The sequence below is a fragment of the Bradyrhizobium manausense genome (genome assembly GCF_018131105.1).
GTDB lineage: Bacteria > Pseudomonadota > Alphaproteobacteria > Rhizobiales > Xanthobacteraceae > Bradyrhizobium > Bradyrhizobium manausense_B.
In genome coordinates, this window is sequence record NZ_JAFCJI010000001.1 from 935,999 (window position 1) to 957,004 (window position 21,006).

The 21,006-nt window shown below is 63.3% G+C and carries 19 protein-coding genes; 13 read left to right on the plus strand and 6 right to left on the minus strand.

From position 1 onward, the window contains the following. Nucleotides 1-2: 2 nt before the first annotated feature. The 6 genes from JQ631_RS04340 to JQ631_RS04365 all read left to right on the plus strand — a co-directional run bounded on the left by JQ631_RS04340 (nt 3) and on the right by JQ631_RS04365 (nt 6,962). Nucleotides 3-842, plus strand: a complete 840-nt coding sequence (locus tag JQ631_RS04340) for an IclR family transcriptional regulator (protein ID WP_212324311.1) — start codon at nt 3-5, stop codon at nt 840-842. A gap of 181 nt (nt 843-1,023) precedes the next feature. Next, nucleotides 1,024-2,826 (plus strand): adenine deaminase C-terminal domain-containing protein, encoded by a 1,803-nt coding sequence (locus JQ631_RS04345; protein WP_212324313.1) that lies wholly within the window; start codon nt 1,024-1,026, stop codon nt 2,824-2,826. A gap of 153 nt (nt 2,827-2,979) precedes the next feature. Next, entirely contained in the window at nt 2,980-4,770 is a 1,791-nt protein-coding gene (gene gcl, locus JQ631_RS04350) for a glyoxylate carboligase (RefSeq protein ID WP_212324315.1), read from the plus strand. Between the two features lie 11 nt (nt 4,771-4,781). Beyond that, nucleotides 4,782-5,567 (plus strand): hydroxypyruvate isomerase, encoded by a 786-nt coding sequence (gene hyi / locus JQ631_RS04355; protein WP_212324317.1) that lies wholly within the window; start codon nt 4,782-4,784, stop codon nt 5,565-5,567. A gap of 12 nt (nt 5,568-5,579) precedes the next feature. Next, nucleotides 5,580-6,467: a 2-hydroxy-3-oxopropionate reductase gene (locus tag JQ631_RS04360; protein WP_212324319.1), complete on the plus strand. Its 888-nt coding sequence runs from the start codon at nt 5,580-5,582 to the stop codon at nt 6,465-6,467. Between the two features lie 111 nt (nt 6,468-6,578). Beyond that, on the plus strand, nt 6,579-6,962 hold the full coding sequence (locus tag JQ631_RS04365) for a DUF1236 domain-containing protein (RefSeq protein WP_212324321.1): 384 nt from the start codon (nt 6,579-6,581) through the stop codon (nt 6,960-6,962). A 78-nt stretch (nt 6,963-7,040) separates the two neighbouring features. Here JQ631_RS04365 and JQ631_RS04370 read toward each other — a convergent pair whose 3' ends face one another. Beyond that, entirely contained in the window at nt 7,041-7,637 is a 597-nt protein-coding gene (locus tag JQ631_RS04370; protein ID WP_212324323.1) for a thiamine pyrophosphate-dependent enzyme, read from the minus strand. A gap of 8 nt (nt 7,638-7,645) precedes the next feature. Beyond that, nucleotides 7,646-8,212 carry a thiamine pyrophosphate-binding protein gene (locus JQ631_RS04375; protein ID WP_212324325.1) on the minus strand — a complete coding sequence of 189 codons (567 nt, stop codon included), beginning with the start codon at nt 8,210-8,212 and terminating at the stop codon, nt 7,646-7,648. 241 nt (nt 8,213-8,453) lie between these two features. Between JQ631_RS04375 and JQ631_RS04380 the strand changes: the two genes are divergently transcribed. Next, entirely contained in the window at nt 8,454-9,503 is a 1,050-nt protein-coding gene (locus JQ631_RS04380) for a hydroxyacid dehydrogenase (RefSeq protein ID WP_212324327.1), read from the plus strand. A gap of 125 nt (nt 9,504-9,628) precedes the next feature. Further along, nucleotides 9,629-9,841, plus strand: a complete 213-nt coding sequence (locus tag JQ631_RS04385) for a hypothetical protein (RefSeq protein WP_212324328.1) — start codon at nt 9,629-9,631, stop codon at nt 9,839-9,841. A 3-nt stretch (nt 9,842-9,844) separates the two neighbouring features. Here the strand turns inward: JQ631_RS04385 and JQ631_RS04390 are convergent, their stop codons facing one another. The 3 genes from JQ631_RS04390 to JQ631_RS04400 form a co-directional block, all read right to left on the minus strand. Further along, the gene (locus JQ631_RS04390; RefSeq protein WP_212324329.1) at nt 9,845-10,423 is read right to left on the minus strand and encodes a GNAT family N-acetyltransferase; all 579 of its coding nucleotides are present in this window, start codon (nt 10,421-10,423) and stop codon (nt 9,845-9,847) included. Nucleotides 10,424-10,428: 5 nt separating this feature from the next. Then, nucleotides 10,429-12,786: an Orn/Lys/Arg family decarboxylase gene (locus JQ631_RS04395; protein ID WP_212324330.1), complete on the minus strand. Its 2,358-nt coding sequence runs from the start codon at nt 12,784-12,786 to the stop codon at nt 10,429-10,431. Nucleotides 12,787-12,884: 98 nt separating this feature from the next. Further along, on the minus strand, nt 12,885-13,364 hold the full coding sequence (locus JQ631_RS04400) for an Lrp/AsnC family transcriptional regulator (RefSeq protein ID WP_212324331.1): 480 nt from the start codon (nt 13,362-13,364) through the stop codon (nt 12,885-12,887). A gap of 133 nt (nt 13,365-13,497) precedes the next feature. On the opposite strand from JQ631_RS04400, the gene ald reads away from it, so the two are divergent. Then, entirely contained in the window at nt 13,498-14,613 is a 1,116-nt protein-coding gene (ald, locus tag JQ631_RS04405; protein WP_212324332.1) for an alanine dehydrogenase, read from the plus strand. 98 nt (nt 14,614-14,711) lie between these two features. On the opposite strand, the gene JQ631_RS04410 is transcribed toward ald, so the two are convergent. Continuing rightward, the gene (locus JQ631_RS04410; RefSeq protein ID WP_212328485.1) at nt 14,712-16,622 is read right to left on the minus strand and encodes a flavin-containing monooxygenase; all 1,911 of its coding nucleotides are present in this window, start codon (nt 16,620-16,622) and stop codon (nt 14,712-14,714) included. Between the two features lie 299 nt (nt 16,623-16,921). Between JQ631_RS04410 and JQ631_RS04415 the strand changes: the two genes are divergently transcribed. From JQ631_RS04415 to ytfQ, 4 genes are all read left to right on the plus strand, one after another. Beyond that, nucleotides 16,922-17,101 (plus strand): hypothetical protein, encoded by a 180-nt coding sequence (locus tag JQ631_RS04415; RefSeq protein ID WP_349644955.1) that lies wholly within the window; start codon nt 16,922-16,924, stop codon nt 17,099-17,101. 130 nt (nt 17,102-17,231) lie between these two features. Continuing rightward, entirely contained in the window at nt 17,232-18,290 is a 1,059-nt protein-coding gene (locus tag JQ631_RS04420; RefSeq protein WP_212324335.1) for a YeiH family protein, read from the plus strand. 124 nt (nt 18,291-18,414) lie between these two features. Beyond that, nucleotides 18,415-19,587: a fumarylacetoacetate hydrolase family protein gene (locus JQ631_RS04425; protein ID WP_212324336.1), complete on the plus strand. Its 1,173-nt coding sequence runs from the start codon at nt 18,415-18,417 to the stop codon at nt 19,585-19,587. Between the two features lie 390 nt (nt 19,588-19,977). After that, entirely contained in the window at nt 19,978-20,943 is a 966-nt protein-coding gene (gene ytfQ, locus JQ631_RS04430; protein WP_212324338.1) for a galactofuranose ABC transporter, galactofuranose-binding protein YtfQ, read from the plus strand. The last annotated feature ends 63 nt before the right edge of the window (nt 20,944-21,006 follow it).

A 21,006-nucleotide genomic window follows, 5' to 3' on the forward strand; every position in this document is an offset into this window, starting at 1 on the left:
CGATGAGCAAGAACGTGATCCGGCGCAAATCCATCGAGCCACGATCGGCATCAGAGGCTGACCGCGACGGCGGCGTGCAGTCGGTCGACCGTGCGCTGTCGATCCTCGAGACGCTGGCGGAGGACGACGAAGGCTATCGCCTCAGCGATCTCGCGGTCCGCACGGGGCTCTCAGCCTCGACCGTGCACCGCCTGCTGGCGACACTGGAAAGCCGGCGCTTCGTGCAGTTCGATCGCGCCGAGTCGAAATGGCATGTCGGCGTCCGCAGCTTCACGGTCGGCGCCAGCTTTGCGCGGAGGCGCAATTTTAGCGCGCAGGCAATTCCTTATTTGCGCAAGCTGCGCGATCTCACCCGCGAGACCGCCAATCTGGCGGTCGTCGACGATGAATTCATCATCGTTCTGACCCGCATGGAGAGCCGCGAGATCATGCGCTCGCTGACCAAGGTCGGCGGCCGCGTGGCGATGGTGACCTCAGGCGTCGGCAAGGCCGTGCTCGCGACTTATTCCGACGAGGACGTCGGTGCCGTCATCCGCCATCACGGTATGCCAAGGCTTACGGAAAAATCCATCGTGCGGCCGGGCGACCTGTTCAAGGAGCTCGCGACGGTCCGCAAACAAGGTTTTGCGATCGACGACGAGGAGGCACAGATGGGCCTGCGCTGTGTCGCCGCTGTGGTCTACAACGCGCTCGCCGAGCCGCTCGCCGCGATCTCGGTATCAGGCATGACCAGCCGCATCACCGATGAGCGGCTCCCCGAGGTCGGCCGTATGGTGCGCGAGGTGGCGGCGGAACTTACAGCGGCGCTCGGCGGCGTGACGCCGGCGGTGAAACAGGATTGAGGAAGCGGCTTGGGTCAAACCCGCCACCGCCGAGAGACGGAACTCGTGCAGATCTACAGGGTCGGGGATAGCGGGCGGCCCACCGCCTAGGGCTTAAGCACGCGTGCTGCTATATTTGAGCTTGCCCGCTTTGGCGCGGAGCGTAACCATCGTTGGGTCGTAACACCACGCGAGGGCTCTGATGACCAGACTCACCCGCTTTGCCGTCGCGCCGTTGCATACGATGACACGACGCCTTGCCGACGTCGCCTCGGCGCGCGCCGCGCCGGACCTCGTCATAACGGGTGCGAGGGTGCTCTCAACCTATTCGGAGCGGATTCATCCGGGACGGGAGGTCTGGATCACCAGCGGCCGTATCGCGGCGGTGAAGCCATCAGGCGCGGCAAAGAAGACTTGGAGCGACGTCGCAGTTTACGACGCCGCCGGCGGCATCATCGCGCCGGGGCTGGTCGATCCGCACATCCACATCGAATCCTCGATGGTGACGGCCTGCGCCTATGCCGAGGCCGCGTTGCTGAACGGCACTACCACGATCTTCTGCGACAGCCACGAGATCGGCAATGTCATGGACGTCGCCGGCGTCGAAGCCATGCTGGAGGATGCGCGCGAGGCGCCGCTCTCGATCTTCTTGACGGTGCCGAGCACTGTGCCAGCGACCTCGGCGGAACTGGAGACGGCCGGTGGCGACCTCACGCCCGACAAGATCGCCGGTCTATTCGACCGCTGGCCTGAAGCCGTCGCGCTCGGCGAGAAGATGGATTTCGTGCCTGTGACCATGGGTGACGAGCGCAGCCACGCGATCCTGGCGGCGGCCTTGAAGCGAGGGCGGCCGGTGTCCGGCCATATCTACGGCCGCGAATTCGTCGCGGCGTATGCAGCGAGTGGCGTCACCGACACCCATGAGGCGATCGACCGCGACATCGCCGACGATTTGCTCGACGCCGGCGTCTGGCTCTTCCTGCGCGGCGGGCCTCCGACAACGCCCTGGCATTCGCTGCCGCAGGCGATCCGGACGATCACCGAGCTCGGTGCCTCGCACAAGCGCACTGCCGTGTGCACCGACGATCGCGATGCCGATGATCTCCTGCTGTTCGGCCTCGACTGGGTGGTGCGCGAGGCCATGAAGACGGGGATGTCGCCTGAGCAGGCCTGGTCGATGGGCTCGTTACATGGCGCCACGCGCTTCAACATGGAGGGCGATATCGGCGGGCTTGGCGGCGGCCGCCGAGCCGATATCGTGCTGATGGACGACAATCTCGAGCCGCAGTCGACCTGGTATGGCGGTGAGCTCGTCGTTGAGAACCGCAAGATCACGCCGCGCCTCGATCAGGCGCTGTCGCAGCGGTATCAATATCCCAAGTCAGCCTATGTCACCGTCAAGCTGCCGGAGAAGCTCAAGCTGACGCCGGAACTCCCGACGAAGGTCTGTACGGTCAACGCGATCAAGACCGCGCTGCCCGGCATCACGCTGATCCATGAGAAGGTCGTGATCGAGCCAGCCAAGGATTGGCCGTCGCTGTTCGCGCGCTATGGCCTGTGCTTCGTTACTGTCGTGGAGCGCCATGGCAAGTCTGCCGGCAACGTCGCCTATGGTCTGTTGAAGGATTTCGGCCTGAAGCGGGGTGCGGTCGCCTCCAGCGTCGGCCACGACAGCCACAACATCATCGTCGCCGGCACCAACGAGCCAGACATGCAGGTGGCGATATCGGCGATCAAGGAGCAGCAGGGCGGTGTCTGCGTCGTCGTCGACGGCAAGGTGAGGGCGCTGGTCCCGCTACCGATTGCGGGGCTCTTGTCGGACAAGCGCGTCACGGAAGTGGCCGAAGAAGTTAAGGTACTGAAGAAGGAATGGACGGAGGTCGGCTGCACCATCCCCTACATGGGCTTCAATTTGATTCCTCTATCGGTCATTCCGGAAATTCGCATCACCGACAAGGGCCTCGTGCTGGTGCCGCAGATGGTGCTGGCACCGCTGTTCGAGTGAGCAGCTTTCACGTATTTTTCGGTCTAACTGCTTGAGACTGCCGCGACTTTTCCACGGCTGCCGCATCGTGGAAAATAAAATCCATTTCGTTGAGATCGCAGCCTGCGCACCCGATGATCTCGCTCGCTGATTTAAAACAAAGCGAGGTCCGATATGGCGAAGATGCGAGCTATCGATGCGGCCGTGCGCATCCTGGAGAAGGAAGGCATCTCGACCGCCTTCGGCGTCCCCGGCGCTGCGATCAATCCGCTGTACTCGGCGCTGAAAAAGCGCGGCTCGATCCGCCACATCCTGGCGCGCCATGTCGAGGGCGCCTCGCACATGGCCGAAGGCTATACGCGGGCCAAGGCCGGCAATATCGGCGTCTGCATCGGCACCTCGGGGCCGGCCGGCACCGACATGATTACCGGGCTCTATTCCGCGATCGCCGATTCCATTCCGATCCTCTGCATCACCGGGCAGGCGCCGCGCGCGCGTCTCTACAAGGAGGACTTCCAGGCGGTCGATATCGAGTCGATTGCAAAGCCCGTGACCAAATGGGCCGTGACGGTGCGCGAGCCGGCGCTGGTGCCGCGCGTGTTCAGCCAAGCGTTTCACGTGATGCGGTCGGGCCGGCCGGGGCCGGTGCTGATCGACATGCCGCTCGATGTGCAGCTCGCCGAGATCGAATTCGACGACGAGACCTATGAGCCGCTTCCGGTCTACAAGCCGACCGCGACGCGCAAGCAGGTCGAGAAGGCGCTTGAGATGCTCAACGCGGCGGAGCGGCCGCTGATCGTGGCGGGCGGCGGCATCATCAATGCCGATGCTTCGGACCTGCTGATCGAGTTCGCCGAGATCACCAACGTGCCTGTTGTTCCGACGCTGATGGCGTGGGGTGCGATTCCCGATGATCACGTGCTGATGGCCGGCATGGTCGGTCTTCAGACCAGCCACCGCTACGGCAATGCGACGATGCTCGAATCCGATTTCGTGCTCGGGATCGGCAATCGCTGGGCCAACCGGCACACCGGCTCGGTCGAGACCTACACCAAGGGCCGGACCTTCGTGCATGTCGACATCGAGCCGACCCAGATAGGGCGCGTGTTCAATCCCGATCTCGGCATTGTCTCGGACGCGAAGGCCGCGCTCGAGCTCTTCGTCACCGTCGCCAGGGAGTGGCGACGTTCCGGCAGGCTTCGCGAGCGCCAGGCGTGGCCCGCGGCCTGCCGTGATCGCAAGAAGTCCATGTTGCGCAAGAGCCATTTCGACAATGTCCCGATCAAGCCGCAGCGCGTCTACGAGGAGATGAACAAGGCGTTCGGTCGCGACACCTGCTACGTCTCGGTGATCGGCCTGTCGCAGATCGCTGGTGCGCAGTTCCTCGGCGTCTACAAGCCGCGCAACTGGATCAATGCAGGGCAGGCGGGACCGCTCGGCTGGACGTTGCCGGCGGCGCTCGGCGTACGCGCGGCGTGTCCGGATCGCGAGATCGTCGCGCTGTCGGGGGATTACGACTTCCAGTTCCTGATCGAGGAGCTCGCGGTCGGAGCGCAGTTCAATCTGCCCTACATCCACGTCGTCGTGAACAATTCCTATCTCGGCCTGATCCGCCAGTCCCAGCGCGGTTTCGACATGGACTATCACGTTCAGCTCTCCTTCGAGAACGTCAACGCGCCGGAACTCGGTGGCTACGGCGTTGACCACGTCGCTGTCGCCGAAGGCCTCGGCTGCAAGGCGATCCGCGTCACTGATCCCAAGGACACGCAGGCGGCGTTCGCCACTGCGCGCGAATTGATGGCCAAGCACCGCGTGCCTGTGGTGGTCGAGTTCATCCTCGAACGCGTCACCAACATCGCGATGGGGACGGAGATCGACAACATCGTCGAGTTCGAGGAGGTGCTGGATCTGCCGCTTGACGAAGTCGGGACCATCAGGCCCGGCGTGTTGCAGCCGGCAGAATAGGGAACAGCATCATGCCGAAGTTCGCCGCTAACCTCACCATGCTCTTCAACGAGATGCCGTTTGTCGACCGCTTTGCCGCGGCGAAGGCGGCGGGCTTTTCCGGGGTCGAATATCTCTTTCCCTATGATTTCGACAAGGCGCTTTTGCGCGAGCAGCTCGAGGCCCATGGGTTGACCCAGGTGCTGCACAATCTACCCGCCGGCAACTGGGCCGGCGGCGAGCGCGGCATCGCGATCATGCCGGATCGCGCAGCCGAGTTCCGCGATGGCGTGTTCCGCGCCATCGACTATGCCAAGGCGCTCGATTGCGAGCAGCTCAACTGCCTGGTCGGCATCGCGCCTGTCGATGCCGATTCGCGGGAACTTCAGGAGACGCTGGTTGGCAATTTGCGTTTCGCGGCCTCGACGCTGGCGCGCGAGAACATCAAGCTGCTGGTCGAGCCGATCAACACGCTCGACATTCCGGGCTTCTTCCTCAATGGCACCGAGCAGGCGGTACAGCTGATCTCCGAAGTGCGGTCGAACAATCTGTTCGTGCAGTACGACATCTATCACATGCAGATCATGGAAGGCGATCTTGCCCGCACCATGCAGGAATATCTGCCGCAGATCGCGCACATCCAGCTCGCCGACAATCCCGGCCGGCATGAGCCGGGTACCGGCGAGATCAACTATCCCTTCCTGTTCCGCCATCTGGACGCGATCGGTTATCGCGGCTGGATCGGCTGTGAATACAAGCCGCGGACCACGACGCTGGAAGGCCTGTCCTGGCACGCCGCGCAGACTTTTGAGACGTGAGGATATCCTGACATGATCGACATCGGTTTCATCGGACTTGGTACAATGGGACGGCCGATGGCCGGCCATCTTCTGGCCGCGGGCCATCGCGTTCTCCTGCACGATGTTGCGCCGGTCGCGTCAGACCTGATTGCTGCCGGCGGTGTCGCGTGCAAATCGGCCAAGGAGGTGGCGGAAGAGGCGGACGCCGTCATCATCATGGTGCCGGATACGCCGCATGTGGAGGCCGTGCTGTTCGGCAAGGACGGTGTCGCGGGCGGCATCTCCAAGGGCAAGATCGTGGTCGACATGAGCTCGATCTCGCCGCTGGCGACGAAAGAATTTGCGAAGAAGATCGAGGCGCTCGGCGCGGACTATCTCGATGCGCCGGTGTCGGGCGGCGAGGTCGGCGCGAAGGCCGCGAGCCTCACCATCATGGTGGGCGGGCCGGAGCGGGCCTTTGGCACCATGAAGCCGATCTTCGACAAGATGGGCAAGAACGTCACCCATGTCGGCGCCAATGGTGACGGCCAGACGACGAAGGTCGCCAACCAGATCATCGTCGCGCTGACGATCGAGGCGGTGAGCGAGGCGCTCCTATTCGCATCCAAGGCCGGTGCCGACCCTGCGCTGGTGCGCAAGGCGCTGATGGGCGGCTTTGCCTCGTCGCGAATTCTCGAGGTGCATGGCGAGCGCATGGTGAAACGCAATTTCGATCCCGGCTTCCGCATCGAGTTGCACCAGAAGGATCTCAACCTCGCGCTCGAAGGCGCCCGAGCGCTCGGCCTGTCGTTGCCGAGCACGGCGGTGGCACAGCAATTGTTCTCGTCCTGCACCGCGCATGGCGGTAAGGGCTGGGATCATTCGGCGATGGTGCGGGCGCTGGAACTGATGGCGGGCCACGAGATTGCCGCGGCTTGAACTGTTACGCGGTAACAGTCGTCAGTGTTGATGTGAGTTTCATCATGCGGAACCGGAACATTGCTCCCGTCCCGCGGTTGGTGGCGCACAACAACACTGGAGAGTGTGGATATGAAGACCCGACTTGCGATTTCGTTGGCTGCCGCTTCGCTGCTGGCGTCGAGTGCAGCCTTTGCTCAGTCGACGACCGAACAAGGCGCCAGGAATGGCGCGCGCGCGGGTGGCGACATCGGCGGCCCGATCGGCGCGATGGTCGGCGGCACCGTTGGTGCGGCCGTCGGCGCAGGCCTCGAGATTCCGAACGCGGTGCTGGGTGGTATCCCGCGCGATGACTCCGTCGTGATCCATGAGCGCGTCGTCGTCGGCGAGCCGCTGCCTGCGACCGTGGTGCTGCGCCCTGTGCCGAACTACACCGAATATCGTTATGCGGTCGTCAACGATCGTCGCGTGATCGTCGAGCCGCGCACGCGCCGCGTCGTCAAGATCATCGACTGATCGGCGCATCAGCGACTGAAAGTGAATGGCCCCGCGGAGTGACACTCTGCGGGGCCATTGTCGTCAATGATGGGACATTCAGAGCGGCTCGCGCACGCCGAGGCCGTGCATGAAGCGCTCGCGGATCTGCACGGGATCCCTGCGGGTGGCGCCGACGCCGGGCTTGTCGTCGATGCGCAGCGCGATCAGGCTCGGCTCGTCAGCCGACATGGCTTCGTCGACCAGCCGTTCGAAATCCTCCTCATCCGCGGCCCAGGCGCTGTTGGTGAGCCCGGAGCCCAGGGCGATCGCAACAAGATCGGCAACACCGGCGGCCGGCGTCGGCTGTGCGCCGGTGATCTGGTAGATGCCGTTGTCCATCACGATCATGATGAGGTTTTTGGGCTTCAACGCCGCGATCGTCGCGAGCGCGCCTAGCTGCATCAATAGCGAGCCGTCGCCTTCCAGCGCGAACACGCGACGTTCGGGCTGCGCCAGCGCCACGCCGAGCGCGATTGGGAAGGCGAGGCCCATGCTGCCCAGCATGTAAAAATTTTGCGGGCGGTGGCCTGCGGCCCAGAGATCGAAATTCGTGTTGCCGATGCCGCCGATCACCGCTTCCTCGTGCTTGAGCTTCGTGATCAGGCGCGAGGTCACATCGAAGCGGTTCATGACTTTGGTGTTGCGGGTATTCATGCTCGGGCTCACTTGTCAAAAACCTTGCCGCCCGTGAGCAGCGGATTGAGGATCAGTGCCACCGGCGCCTGCGTGGTGACGGCCTGCTTGATCGAGCGGTCGGCGATGAATTCGAGTTCGTCGAGCCGGGTGATGGTGTGGTGCTCCAGCGCCAGCGAATCCAGCACCGGGCGCATGGTGCGGCAGACCAGCGACTGGCCGTAATTGAACTCGCCGAGCGTGCCGCGCTCGGAGACGAACATGATCAGCGGGATCTGATAGGGCACGGCCAGCGACGCGAGCGTGTTGGCGAGCGTGGCAAAGCCCGAGGTCTGCATCAGCACGGCGCCACGCCGCCCGCCCATCCAGGCGCCGGAGACGATGCCGACGGCCTCTTCCTCGCGAGCGGTCGCAAAGGTCGTGAAGAACGGATCGACGTGGAGGTTCTTGATCAGCGGCGTCAGCACACGGTCCGGCACGTAGGGGATGAGGCTGATCTCGTTGCGCTTCAGGGTTTGCAGGACGATGCTGTGCCAGCTTCTGTCGCCGGACCCCGGTCCCGCCTGGGACGAGGTCTGCTGTTCTGCAATCGCCATCGCGTTCTCCCTTGTGCCGCGCATGTTTCTTCTTTGTCCGTCGCGGCGGTCAGCCGAACTTGACGGAGCGGGCGGGATTGTCAACATGTCCGGGCCGGCACCGTGATCTGCGCCAGACGGCCTGCCGAGGCCGGCATCGTCGTGTCATAAGCATGATAATGAGAAAACGGAGGGACGCAGGGACGGAGCGCGCATTTGCGCTGACCTTGCGGGTCTCCACGAGAGAGACGGAAGGGTCCTGATGTCGGTCAACAGCAAGCGTGTCTTCTACGTCAAATACCTGGCCAATCCTGTTTATGTCGACATCCTGAAGGCGCGGCCCGACGTCCGGCTCGACCGCATCGAGAACGAGAGTCCCGAGGATTTTTATGCTCCGATCCTGAACGCGGCGCATGTCTACCAGATCGGTGCCGCCCGCGACGAGTTGGCACCGCATTTCCACGTCGACGCTGCCTTTTTGAAGCGGACGCCGAACCTGCTGCTGGTCTCCAGCAACGGCGCCGGTTTCGACCCGGTCGACGTCGAGGCCTGCACGGATGCAGGCGTGCTGGTCGTGAATCAGTCCGGCGGCAATGCGCATTCGGTGGCTGAGCACGCGCTGGCGATGATGCTGACCTTGTCCAAGCGCATCATTCAGTCCGACCGCCGGCTCCGCCGCGAGCCCAACGTCAACCGCAACGAGCTGGTCGGCAACGAGGTCGAGCACAAGACCGTCGGCATTATTGGCCTCGGCAATGTCGGTCGCCGCATCGCAGCACTGTGCAAGGGCTTGCTCGGCATGAAGGTGCTGGCCTACGACCCTTATCTCTCGAAAGAGGTGATGGCCGAGCGGGGTGGCGAGAAAGTCGAGCTCGACGAGTTGCTCCGCCGCGCCGATTTCGTCTCGATCTCCTGTCCGTTGAACAAGGGCAGCCGTAACATGATCAGCGTGCGAGAGTTCGGCTTGATGCAGCCACATGCCTATTTCATCACCACGGCGCGTGGCTTCATCCACGACGAGGACGCGTTGCTCCAGGCATTGCGCGACAAGCGCATTGCCGGCGCCGGCCTCGATGTCTGGTCCAAGGAGCCGCCGCCGCCGGAGCATCCGCTGCTCCAGTTCGACAATGTGCTGGCGAGCCCGCACACGGCAGGCGTTACGATCGAGGCACGCCAGAATATGGGCCGCATCGCCGCCGAGCAGGTGCTGGAAACGCTCGACGGCAAGCGGCCGCCGCGCATCATCAATCCCGAAGTCTGGCCTGTGTATGCCGAGCGCTTCAAGCAGGCCTTCGGGGTGACGCCGGGGTAGGGACAGCCAGCTTGCCATTCCCGGGCAACGTGGAACCGTCTCCCGACTTTGATCCGCATCAAAATCTCTCTCCCGCGTCCGGGCTAAACGGGATTAGAGTGCCGCCGGGGCAGGCAGGAGGTCCCATGTCAACTTATGTCGTCAGGTTCATGAAGGACGTGCTCGGCCAGTACGGGCGGCAAATCGAGGTTTGCCAGGGCGCGCTCGAGATCGACGCCGCCGACGAGGACGAAGCCAAGGAGCGGGCGAAGGCGAGATTTTGCCAGGACCAGGCGTTGCATCACTGGTCGCTGCATGCCGACCGTATCCAGGTCAGACCGGCCGACTTTCCGTCCTGAAGTCTAGCGGCCCGGTGCTGCGACAGGTGGCGGCGCGGTGACGCCGGCGCCGAGCGAACGCTGCACCATGGCAGTATCAGACCAGCGGCCATGCCGATAGGCCACGCCGCAGAGCAGGCCGACGCGCGCAAATCCAAACTTCTCGTGCAACGCCAGTGATGGCGCGTTGTCGGAATCGATATAGCCGATCATCTGGCGGAAACCAGCCGCCGCGCAGGCGTCGATCAACTCCTGGAGCAGCAGTCGTCCGACACCGCGGCCGAGATGCGCGTGGTGGACGTAGATCGAGTGCTTGGCCGTGTAGCGATAGGCCGGGCGCTTGCGAAACAGCACGGCATAGGCATAGCCGACGACCTCGCCGCGCCAGGTCGCGACCAGATGCGGCAGGCGGGTCTGCTTCAAATTCTTACGCCGGTCGCGAAGATCATCCGGCTCCGGCGCGCCGGTTCCCTCGACATCGCGCGGCACGCCATTGCGGACGTGATGGCGATAAATCGCCAGCATCGCCTCGACATCGTTTTCGCGGGACGGCCGGACCAGGACCGGCTCGTCATCGGGACGTACCATCGCTGTTTCGTTCATCGGCACTATTCGGCAACGACGTAGGTATAGAGCCCGATGCGGCCACGCGCATCGACCTCCTTGTAGACACCCTGGATTTCCACATCGAAACCCGGAAATGTGTTGAAGCAGGTCTCGAACATCTTGAGATAATCCACCATGGGCTTGGCCCGTTCCGTCAGACGCTCACCGGGGACGATGGTGGCGATCCCGGGCGGATAGACCACGAAGGGCGTGGTGGCGATACGACCCGCGATCGCCTCGATCGGCAGATAGTCGACGTCGTTCTTGAACAGATAACGCGCAGCATCGCGCGGCGACATCGCGATCTCAGGCATGTGCTCAGGCATGAACTGTCGCGCCTGAAGCGCGCTGACGTCGGCCGCGCGGAAGAAGCGGTGCATCTCGCCGCAGAGGTCGCGCAGCCGCACGCCGGCATAGCGCGTCTGCCGCCGCTGATAAAATTCAGGGATCGCGTCGGCAAGCAGCGCATTGTCATCGTGCAGCTTCTTGAAGGCGACCAGGCCGGAGATCAGCGTGCCGGCCTTGCTCGCCTCGACCCCGGGCGTGAGCAGGAAGAGCAGGGAGTTGAGGTCGTTCTTTTCAGGCACGATGCGGTTCTCACGCAAATACTGCGCGACGACAGGCGCAGGGATGCCGTGCTCGGCATATGTGCCGGTGGCGCGGTCGAAGCCGGGGGTGAGCAGCGTCAGCTTGTTCGGATCGGTCATGGCAAAGTCTTCGGCCATTCTGGGGAAGCCGTGCCAGTTGGTATCGAGCGAAAGCTGCCAGAGCGCGGAATTGGTTGCGAGCTCGTCGGTCGACAGCGTCTCCCAGGCGACGTTGTGCGCAGTGCCCGGACGGCTGACATCGGGGATGGCGACGCGATCGGGAACGAAGGGCTCGAAGAACCAGCGACGATCCGGATTCTGCTCTTTCTCCTCGAACTCCCGGCGCATCGCGCGGATCTTCTTGCGCAGCTCGATACCCAGGCGAATGGTGTCGTCCCACAGCACTTCGCCGGAGCGGCCCTTCATCATCTGCGCGCCAACATCGAGGGATGCGAACAGCGGGTAGAACGGCGAGGTCGAGGCGTGCTGCATGAAGCTTTCGTTGAAGCGGCGATGCTCGACCCGGCGCTTCTGGCCGCGGATGTGGCGGTCTTTGATATGAATCTGGGAAGCTTGCGAAAAGCTCGCGAGCTGCTTGTGCGTCGACTGCGTCGCGATGATGCCCGGCGCTTCCGGAGGAAGGTTGGCGAGCCCCATGGCGAAGCGGCCGGCATAGAGCGGATGAAACTTCATGAAGCCGGCCCAGGCCTCGTCGAACAGGATGTATTCGCAGAGATGGCCGATGCGCTTCAAGATCATTTCGGCATTGTGGATCGTGCCGTCATAAGTGCACTGCTCGACCACGGCGACGCGGAATGGGCGCTCCTTGCGCCAGGCGCCATTGTCCGTGACCAAGGGATGATTGCGGATCGCCTCGCGCAGCGCCTGCTCGTCGAGCAGGTCCCAGCGCATCGGGCCGATCAGGCCCCAGGCATTGCGGATGGTCGGCACATAGACCGGGATGCCGCCGCCGATCATCAGCGCGCCGTGATGGGCGGCCTTGTGGTTGTTGCGGTCGAACAGCACGAGGTCGCCGTCGGTGACGAGCGCGCCGAGCGCGACCTTGTTCGAGGTCGACGTGCCGTTGAGGACGAAATAGGTTTTTTCGGCGCCGAAGATCTGTGCGGCTTCCTTCTGCGCCCTCAGGGCGGGTCCTTCATGGGTGAGGAGGTCGCCGAGATCGAGAACGGAATTGTCGAGGTCGTCGCGGAATACGGATTCGCCGAGATGCTCGACGAAGACCCGGCCGATCGGGCTGCGGTTGTAGAATACGCCGCCATTGTGGCCCGGGCAGGTCCAAAGCTGGTTGCCTTCCTCGGCATAGTCCACCAGCGCGCCGAAGAACGGCGTCTTGAGCGTCTCGGCATATTGCTTCAGCCGGCTGATCAGATTCTTGGCGATGAAGGTCGGGGTTTCCTCGGAGAGGAAGACATACCCGTCGATGAAGTCGAGCACTTCGACCGGCAGATCCTCGAAGCGCTTGCGGCGAATCAGCAGGATGATCGGGAAGTCGAGGCCGCGGCGCCGCATCAGATTGATCAACGCCGAGGTCTTGCCCTCGAGACCCTTCTTGCCCCAGTCCACCACCATGCAGCCGATGGCGGCATCGGTCTGCACCGCGATCTCGGCATCTTCCAGCTTGCGGGCGCGGACCACCTCGAAGCCGGAGCGCTGGATTTCCTCGATGATCTGGTTGAAGCGGACACCTTCGAGGTCGTCGGCGTCGAAGACGGGTGCTGCGAACAGGAAGTTGAAGCGCTTGAAATAGTCCATGGCGTGTCCCGGATGTGCAGAGACGGACAGGTCTCTGCACATTCGATGACAGTTCTATGACGGTGACGCAGCGTCGCCTGCGGCGGGGATGCGAACGACTATCGCTTCGTCTCGCCGAATACCACCGTCGGTACCGCGCGGTTGACGACCTCGCGCAGTGCGAAGCTTGATTGCACCCGCGCGACGCGCGGCAGGCGCGAGAGCTCGGTGCGGTGGATACGCTCGAAATCCTGGATGTCGCGGGCGAGCACGATCAGGATATAGTCGTCGGTGCCCGACATCAGGAAGCAGCGAACGACGGAAGGACACTTCACCACTTCCGCCTCGAATGCCTTGAGGGCTTCGTCGCTCTGGCTCTCCAGCGCAATGCGCACCAGCACCGTCGTGGTGAGGCCGAACTGCGCCAGATCCAGTGAGGCCTGATAGGCCTGGATGTAGCCATCGTCCTCCAGCGTCTTCTGCCGCCGCGCCAGCGCGGTACTGGAGAGACCGACCTTGTTGGCCAGCTCGGTATGGCTGGCGCGCGCATTGGTCGTGAGTTCCGCGAGAATGGCGAGATCTTTCCGGTCGAGGGCCAAGGTTTCGTTTCCAGCGTGAAAGGGCACTTCCGCGACCGAAACCGGCGCGGAGACGCCAAAGCTAGCGGATATTTGCACGAAACCAAACCGGCCGCGTCGGTAGCATCTCCTGGTGAATCAAAAGGAGACGAGAATGCGTGTCGGTGTGCCCAAGGAGATCAAGGTGCAGGAATATCGCGTCGGGCTCACCCCGGGCGCCGTCCGTGAATATGTCGCAGCCGGGCACCAGGTGACGGTGGAGACCGGCGCGGGCCGCGGCATCGGCGCGTCCGACGAGGTGTATCAGCGGGCAGGGGCCTCCATCGCCGCGAGTGCGCGCGACATCTTCGCCAAGTCCGACATGATCGTGAAGGTGAAGGAGCCGCAGAAGAGCGAATGGGCCCAGCTCCGCGAAAACCAGATACTGTTCACTTACCTCCATCTCGCGCCGGATCCCGATCAGGCGAAGGGCCTGCTGGCCTCCGGCTGCACTGCGATCGCCTATGAAACCGTCACCGACGCGGCCGGTCACCTCCCCCTGCTTGCGCCGATGAGCGAAGTCGCCGGCCGCCTCGCCATCGAGGCCGCCGGCGCCGCGCTCAGGCGCACCACCGGCGGTCGTGGTCTGCTGCTAGGCGGCGTACCCGGCGTGCAGCCGGCGCGGGTCGTCGTGCTCGGCGGCGGCGTGGTGGGGACGCAGGCCGCACGCATGGCTGCGGGCCTTGGCGCCGAGGTCACCGTAATTGACCGCTCAATTCCGCGCTTGCGCGAGCTTGATGATCTCTTCGCCGGACGAGTTCGCACGCGCTTCTCCACGATCGAGTCCGTCGAAGACGAGGTGTTCGCCGCTGACGTCGTGATCGGCGCGGTGCTGGTGCCCGGCGCGAGCGCGCCAAAGCTCGTCACGCGCGCGATGCTGACATCGATGCGGCCGGGCGCCGTGCTGGTCGATGTCGCGATCGACCAGGGCGGCTGTTTCGAGACCTCGCATGCCACCACGCACGCGGAGCCGACTTATGAAGTCGACGGGGTGGTGCACTATTGCGTCGCCAACATGCCCGGCGCGGTGCCGGTGACGTCGAGCCAGGCGCTGAATAATGCGACGTTGCCGTTCGGCCTGATGCTCGCGAGCAAGGGCTTTGCCGCAGTGCTGGAAAATCCGCACCTGCGCAACGGGCTGAACGTCCATCGCGGCCGTATCACCAACAAGGCGGTGGCTGAGAGCCTCGGGCTGGAGTTTGCGCCCGTTGGGAGTGGGCTGGCGGCATGATAGGGCCGTCATTGCGAGCGTAGCGAAGCAATCCAGAATCCCTCCGCGGAAAGACTCTGGATTGCTTCGCTCCGCTCGCAATGGCGATGTCGTGAGACCTACGCCTTCGTCAGCCTGTACTGCCGCATGTCCGGGTCATGCGTCATGCGCCAATAGTCCACGAACCGCCACGGCATCGCCGAAAACACGCGGCCGCTCGAGTTGCGGTAGTAGGTGCTCATGCCCGGATGGGTCCAGATCATGGCCTCGTGCTCGGCATCGACCCTGCGGACGTAGTCGTCGAGCACGTCCGGGCGGACGTCGATGGCGGAGACGTCGTGCTCGATCATGCTGGCGAGGCAGGCAGAGATGTAGCGGCTCTGGCATTCCGACTGGAAGATGACGCTGCCGCCATGCGCCGGGCCGGAGTTCGGGCCGAGCATGCAGAAGAAGTTCGGGAAGTCCGGAATGGTGAGGCCGAGGAATGCAGTTGGATTGTCGTTGGCCCAGGCCTCGCGCAAATTCTTGCCGTCGCGGCCACTGATGTTGAGACGTGCCGCCATCTCCGTGACCTTGAAGCCGGTTGCGACGACGATAATGTCGGCGGGGCGGTGCTTGCCGTCGGCGGTGACGACGCCGCTTTCGTCGAAATGGTCGATCGCGTCGGTGACGAGTTCGACATTGTCCCGCGTCAATGTCCTGAACCACTTGTTGTCGAGCAGGATGCGCTTGCCGTACGGTGGATAGGTCGGAACGCATTTTGCGATCAGGTCGGGCCGGTCCTTCAACTCGGTGAGAATGAAGTCGGTCAGCTCCTGGCGATGCCGATCATTGCCCTTGTTGACGGCGCGATCCGGATGCGGCCAGGCTGGATCCTTGCGCAGGAACGGCAGCAGCCCGTCGCCATAGCGCCAGAACATGTTGAAGCGATACCACTGCACATAAAACGGCAGATGTGCGAGCAGCCAGCGTGCGCCTTCGGTGATGGGATCGGCATAGCCGTTCACCGGCCGCGCCCATTGCGCGCTGCGCTGGTAGACCGTGACCGAGGCAACGCGGCCGGCGATCGTCGGGACCAGCTGCATCGATGTCGCGCCGGTGCCGATCACGGCGACATGTTTGCCGTCGAGCTCGATGGTATCAGACCACAGCGCTGAGTGCAGGATTGTGCCTTTGAACTGCTCTTCGCCCTTGAAATGCGCGCGCGAGGGATCGTTGAGCTGGCCGATAGCTGAGACGAGCGCGGTGGATTCAAAGGTCTCTTCGCCGTTGCTGGTCTTCAGCGTCGAGATCCAGCGCCGCCTTTCTTCATCCCAGCGCGACGAGGTCAGCTCGGTGTTGACGCGCAGATGCTTTCGGATGCCGTATTCGTCGGCGACCTTCAGGAGATAGCCGAGCAGTTCCTCGCGCTGGCAGAAGTAGCGCGTCCAGGGGTTGCCCGAGCCGAACGAGTAGGAATAGGAATGGTTCGGGGTATCGACTCCGCAGCCGGGATAACGGTTGATCCACCAGGTGCCGCCCAGCTCGGCGTTCTTCTCGACGATGGTGTAGGGGATGCCGAGGTGGCCGAGCGCGACACCGAGCGCGATAGCGCAGACACCGGCGCCGACGATAAGCACATGCTGTTCGGCGAGCTTCTCGTCCGGGGGACGTTTGGTCCATCGCGCCTCGCGGGAGACAAAGCCCATCTCCTCGCGCATCAGCGGCGCATATTCCGGCGCGACGTTCTCGCCGAGGCAGGCCCGCATCATCTTGAGGAGCAGTTCTTCGCCGGGATCGGTGATCACGGGTGTCGGCGCGCCATCGGCAAACAGCTTGACCGCGGCGGCGCGGATCTCGTCCTGGATCTCGCGGGGCACGCCGGCTTCCGGATCCGGGATCAATCGGATGTCGCGCTTGGGCAAATAGGGCGGTTCGAGCCAGCGCGTATCGCCCGTCATGTGCACCAGCACCATTAACAGGCAGCGGATGTCGGCTTCCGCGATGGCCGAGGCGAGGTCGAGTGGCTTGCGGGGAGATTCGATGTTCATCGTCTTCTTCTGATCTCCGGCGATCCGGCAACGGACCTGCGGGCGACGGGCACGGTAGTCGACACCGATGGAATCGTCCATGCGGCCACCCCCGGCGCCGGCCCTCCGGTGCCCAAATAGGGCAGAAGAAGAAAACTATTGTCGGAGGATAATCTGGCGGAAGGAGTTTCCCCGCGACGGGGCAAAAAAGCCAATCGCTTCCATTGCCGTCTGGGGCCGAAACGACGACATTTCACCCAGAAATTGATGGATTGACGGCCATGGAACGCACTGGATTTGAGCCTTTCGGCGAGCAACTGGTGTCCACAACGGACACCCAGCCGCGGTCGCGTGCGTCAAAGATGCTGCTGCGGGCCGGCACCGGCCTGTTCTGGTCGCTGGTTGCCGCCATCGTTCTGGCGCGCGCCGCGTTCTTCGAGCCGGGCGTCTATGACAGCTTCAGCCACGTGGCCTCGATCGCCAAGAATCTGTTCTTCTAGAACCGACCTGCTGTCCTGCGCTTGATTATTCCGGGCTGAGGATAGAACTTCCCTCGGCCCTGATATGCCGAAAACTTATTCCCCAACCCGCGCGCCGTGCGTATAAATCTTTCTCCTCTGGGAGAGATTTGTGTCGCAGAATCAAGCATCCAGTCCGGCCGACGACAAGCCGACCACTGCCTTTAGCCGCATCGTTGCGCTGATTCCCGGCATCCTCCTGTGCATCGCGGTCGCTGGCGTCTCAGCCCTGCTGGAACGGGCCGAACTCGGCGTGTTCGAGCATCCCTATGTCGAAGCGCTGGTTATGGCGATCCTGCTGGGGATGGCCCTGCGCAGCTTCTGGAAGCCGGCATCCCGCTGGCAGGCCGGCATCGCCTTCAGCGCCAAGCAGCTGCTCGAAGTCGCCGTCATGCTGCTGGGGGCCTCGATCAGCTTTGCCGCCATCGCCGCCTCCGGAATTGCGCTTCTGGCATCGATCGCCGCGATCGTCGTGATCGCGCTCTGTATCTCCTTTGGCCTCAGCCGGATGCTTGGCCTGTCGACGCGGCTGTCCATCCTGATTGCCTGCGGCAACTCCATCTGCGGCAATTCCGCCATCGCGGCGGTGGCACCCATCATCGGCGCCAACAGCGACGAAATCGCGTCCTCGATCTCCTTCACCGCGATCCTTGGCGTGATGATGGTGCTGGGCCTGCCGCTTCTGATCCCGCTGTTGCAACTCTCCGCCACGCAATACGGCATCCTCGCGGGCCTGACTGTCTATGCCGTGCCGCAGGTGCTCGCGGCCACGGTGCCGGCGGGCCTGATCTCCACGCAGATCGGCACGCTGGTCAAGCTGATGCGTGTGCTGATGCTCGGCCCCGTGGTCGTCGGCCTCTCGCTGGTTGCCTCGCGCTGGCAGACCGGCGCCAAGAAAGCCAATGTCGGTTTCTTCCGCCTCGTCCCCTGGTTCATCCTCGGTTTCCTCGCGCTCGCGACCTTGCGGTCGCTCGAGATCGTGCCGGGCACCGTGGTTGGCCCGGTGACGAAGATCACGAGCTTCCTGACGGTGGTTTCGATGGCGGCGCTGGGCCTGGGCGTCGACGTGCGCGTGCTGGCCAACGTCGGGGGCAGGGTGACGGCGGCGGTGACGCTGTCGCTGCTGCTGCTGCTCGGCATCAGCATCACGCTGGTGCACTGGTTCAAGTAATCGCGCGCATGAATTGCGGCGCACTGCCGCTCTGGACTTCCCCTGCCAGACCGCTATTGGTTTTTGCCAATGTGGTTGGCCGCGAGCAAGCACGACCGATCCGAGAACAAGCGAGGACGCCGCCATGACGACACTGACCGTGAAAGACCTTCTCCCCGAGGATGGCACGAAGGGAACGCTGGTCGGCCGCGTCTGGCTGCCGCAGGCGAACGGTCCGGCCGTGGTCGCTGTGCGTGGCGACGGCGTCTTTGACGTCACCGCAAAGTTTCCGACCGTCAGCGCCCTTTGCGACGAGGACAACCCGGCCAAGGCGCTTGGCACAACCAAGGGCGAGCGTATCGGCGATCTCGAAGCGATCGTCGCCAACACGGCGCCTGATGGGCGCGATACGAAAAAACCCTGGCTGCTCGCGCCCGTCGATCTCCAGACTCTGAAGGCCGCGGGTGTCACCTTCGCGATCTCGATGCTGGAACGCGTGATCGAGGAGCGGGCCAAGGGCAATCCGGCTTCGGCCGAAGCGATCCGCAAGGAAGTGACGCGGCTGATCGGCGACGATCTGTCAAAGCTCAAGCCGGGCTCGGACCAGGCGATGCATCTGAAGCAGGTGCTGATCGACCAAAACGCCTGGAGCCAGTATCTCGAAGTCGGCATCGGCCCCGATGCCGAGGTCTTCACCAAGGCGCCGACCCTGTCCTCGGTCGGCACCGGCATGGATGCCGGGCTGCATCCGAAATCGACCTGGAACAATCCTGAGCCTGAGCTGGTGCTGTTCGTCTCCAGCCGTGGCAAAATCGTCGGCGGCGCGCTCGGCAACGACGTGAACCTGCGCGACTTCGAGGGGCGTTCGGCGCTGCTGCTATCGAAGGCCAAGGACAACAATGCGTCGTGCTCGATCGGTCCGCTGCTGCGCCTGTTCGATGATAGTTTCACGCTCGACGATGCACGCAAGCTCGACATCAGCCTGAACGTGAAGGGCACGGATGGCTTCGTGCTCGACGGCCATTCCTCGATCAGCATGATCAGCCGCGATCCGACCGATCTTGTCGCACAGACCATCGGCAAGGTGCATCAATATCCTGATGGTTTCGTGCTGTTCCTCGGTACGATGTTCGCGCCGGTCAAGGATCGCGATGCGCCGGGGCAGGGCTTCACCCACAAGCGCGACGACATCGTTACTATCGCCGCGCCTCAACTCGGCAAGCTCGTCAACCGGATGCGCACCAGCGATGAGTGCGAACCCTGGACGTTTGGCTTCAGTGCGCTGATGAAGAACCTCGCGCAGCGGAAGCTGATCTAGCTTCTTCGCCTCTCCGCCGCTCGTGCAGCGGGTCGCACGCGCAAGTTTCTATGATCGTCATGCCCGGGCTTGCCCCGGGCATCCACGTTCTTGGGCGCGCGAAGTCAGGCGTGGATGGCCGGGACAACTAGACCGGCCATGACGACAAGAGGCCGCGCTGCCTCACAAATTTTCCTTCATCTATAAATTGTATTTGTAGAATTAATCGTGCTTGGCGTGCCGTTCGCACGCCGTACCTGCGAGCTTGCGTTATTCGCCTGAATAGTCAGATAATATGACTATACGAGAGTGAACTTCCGTGAAATAGTCCCTCCCGCCGCCTCGAAGGCCGGCCTGAGGGTGTCATGATACCGATTGACGCCCCGGATAACACCTTGGGAGACACGCCTGATGACCCTCAAAGCCCTTTTTGCGGCCAGCGCCACGGCCGCGTTGTTGCTCGCATTGCCGGCCAATGCCGCCGAGCTCACCATCGGCTTCTCGCAGATCGGATCGGAATCCGGCTGGCGCGCAGCCGAGACGTCGGTCTCCAAGCAGGAGGCCACCAAGCGCAAGGTCAATCTCAAGATTGCAGACGCACAGCAGAAGCAGGAAAACCAGATCAAGGCGATCCGCTCCTTCATCGCGCAGAACGTGGATGCGATCTTCCTCGCGCCTGTCGTCGCGACCGGCTGGGATTCGGTGTTGAAGGAAGCCAAGGAAGCCAAGATTCCGGTCGTGCTGCTCGACCGAGACATCGATCCGTCGGGCAAGGACCTCTATCTCACTGCCGTCACCTCGGACAGCGTTCACGAAGGCGAGGTCGCCGGCGACTGGCTGGCCAAGACCGTCGGCGACAAGGCCTGCAACATCGTCGAATTGCAGGGCACGGTCGGCGCGAGCGTCGCGGCCAACCGCAAGAAGGGCTTCGACACGGCGATCGCCAAGCACGCCAATCTGAAGATTGTGCGCAGCCAGACCGGTGACTTCACCCGCGCCAAGGGCAAGGAAGTCATGGAGAGCTTCATCAAGGCCGAAAGCGGTGGCAAGAATATCTGCGCGGTTTACGCCCACAACGACGACATGATGGTCGGCGCGATCCAGGCGATGAAGGAAGCTGGCCTCAAGCCGGGCAAGGACATCCTCACGGTGTCGATCGACGCGGTTCCGGACATCTTCAAGGCGATGGTTGCGGGCGAGGCCAATGCCACGGTCGAACTGACGCCGAACATGGCTGGTCCGGCCTTCGATGCCGTTGCGGCCTTCAAGGCGAAGGGCACCGTTCCGCCGAAGTGGATCCAGACTGAATCGAGGCTGCTCACGGCCACCGACAATCCGCAGAAGGAATACGACAGCAAGAAGGGCCTCGGTTACTGAGGCGGGCGTCTTGCCGGACCACGTCTTGTGGTCCGGCAACCCCCTTCGCAATCGTTGCGCGAA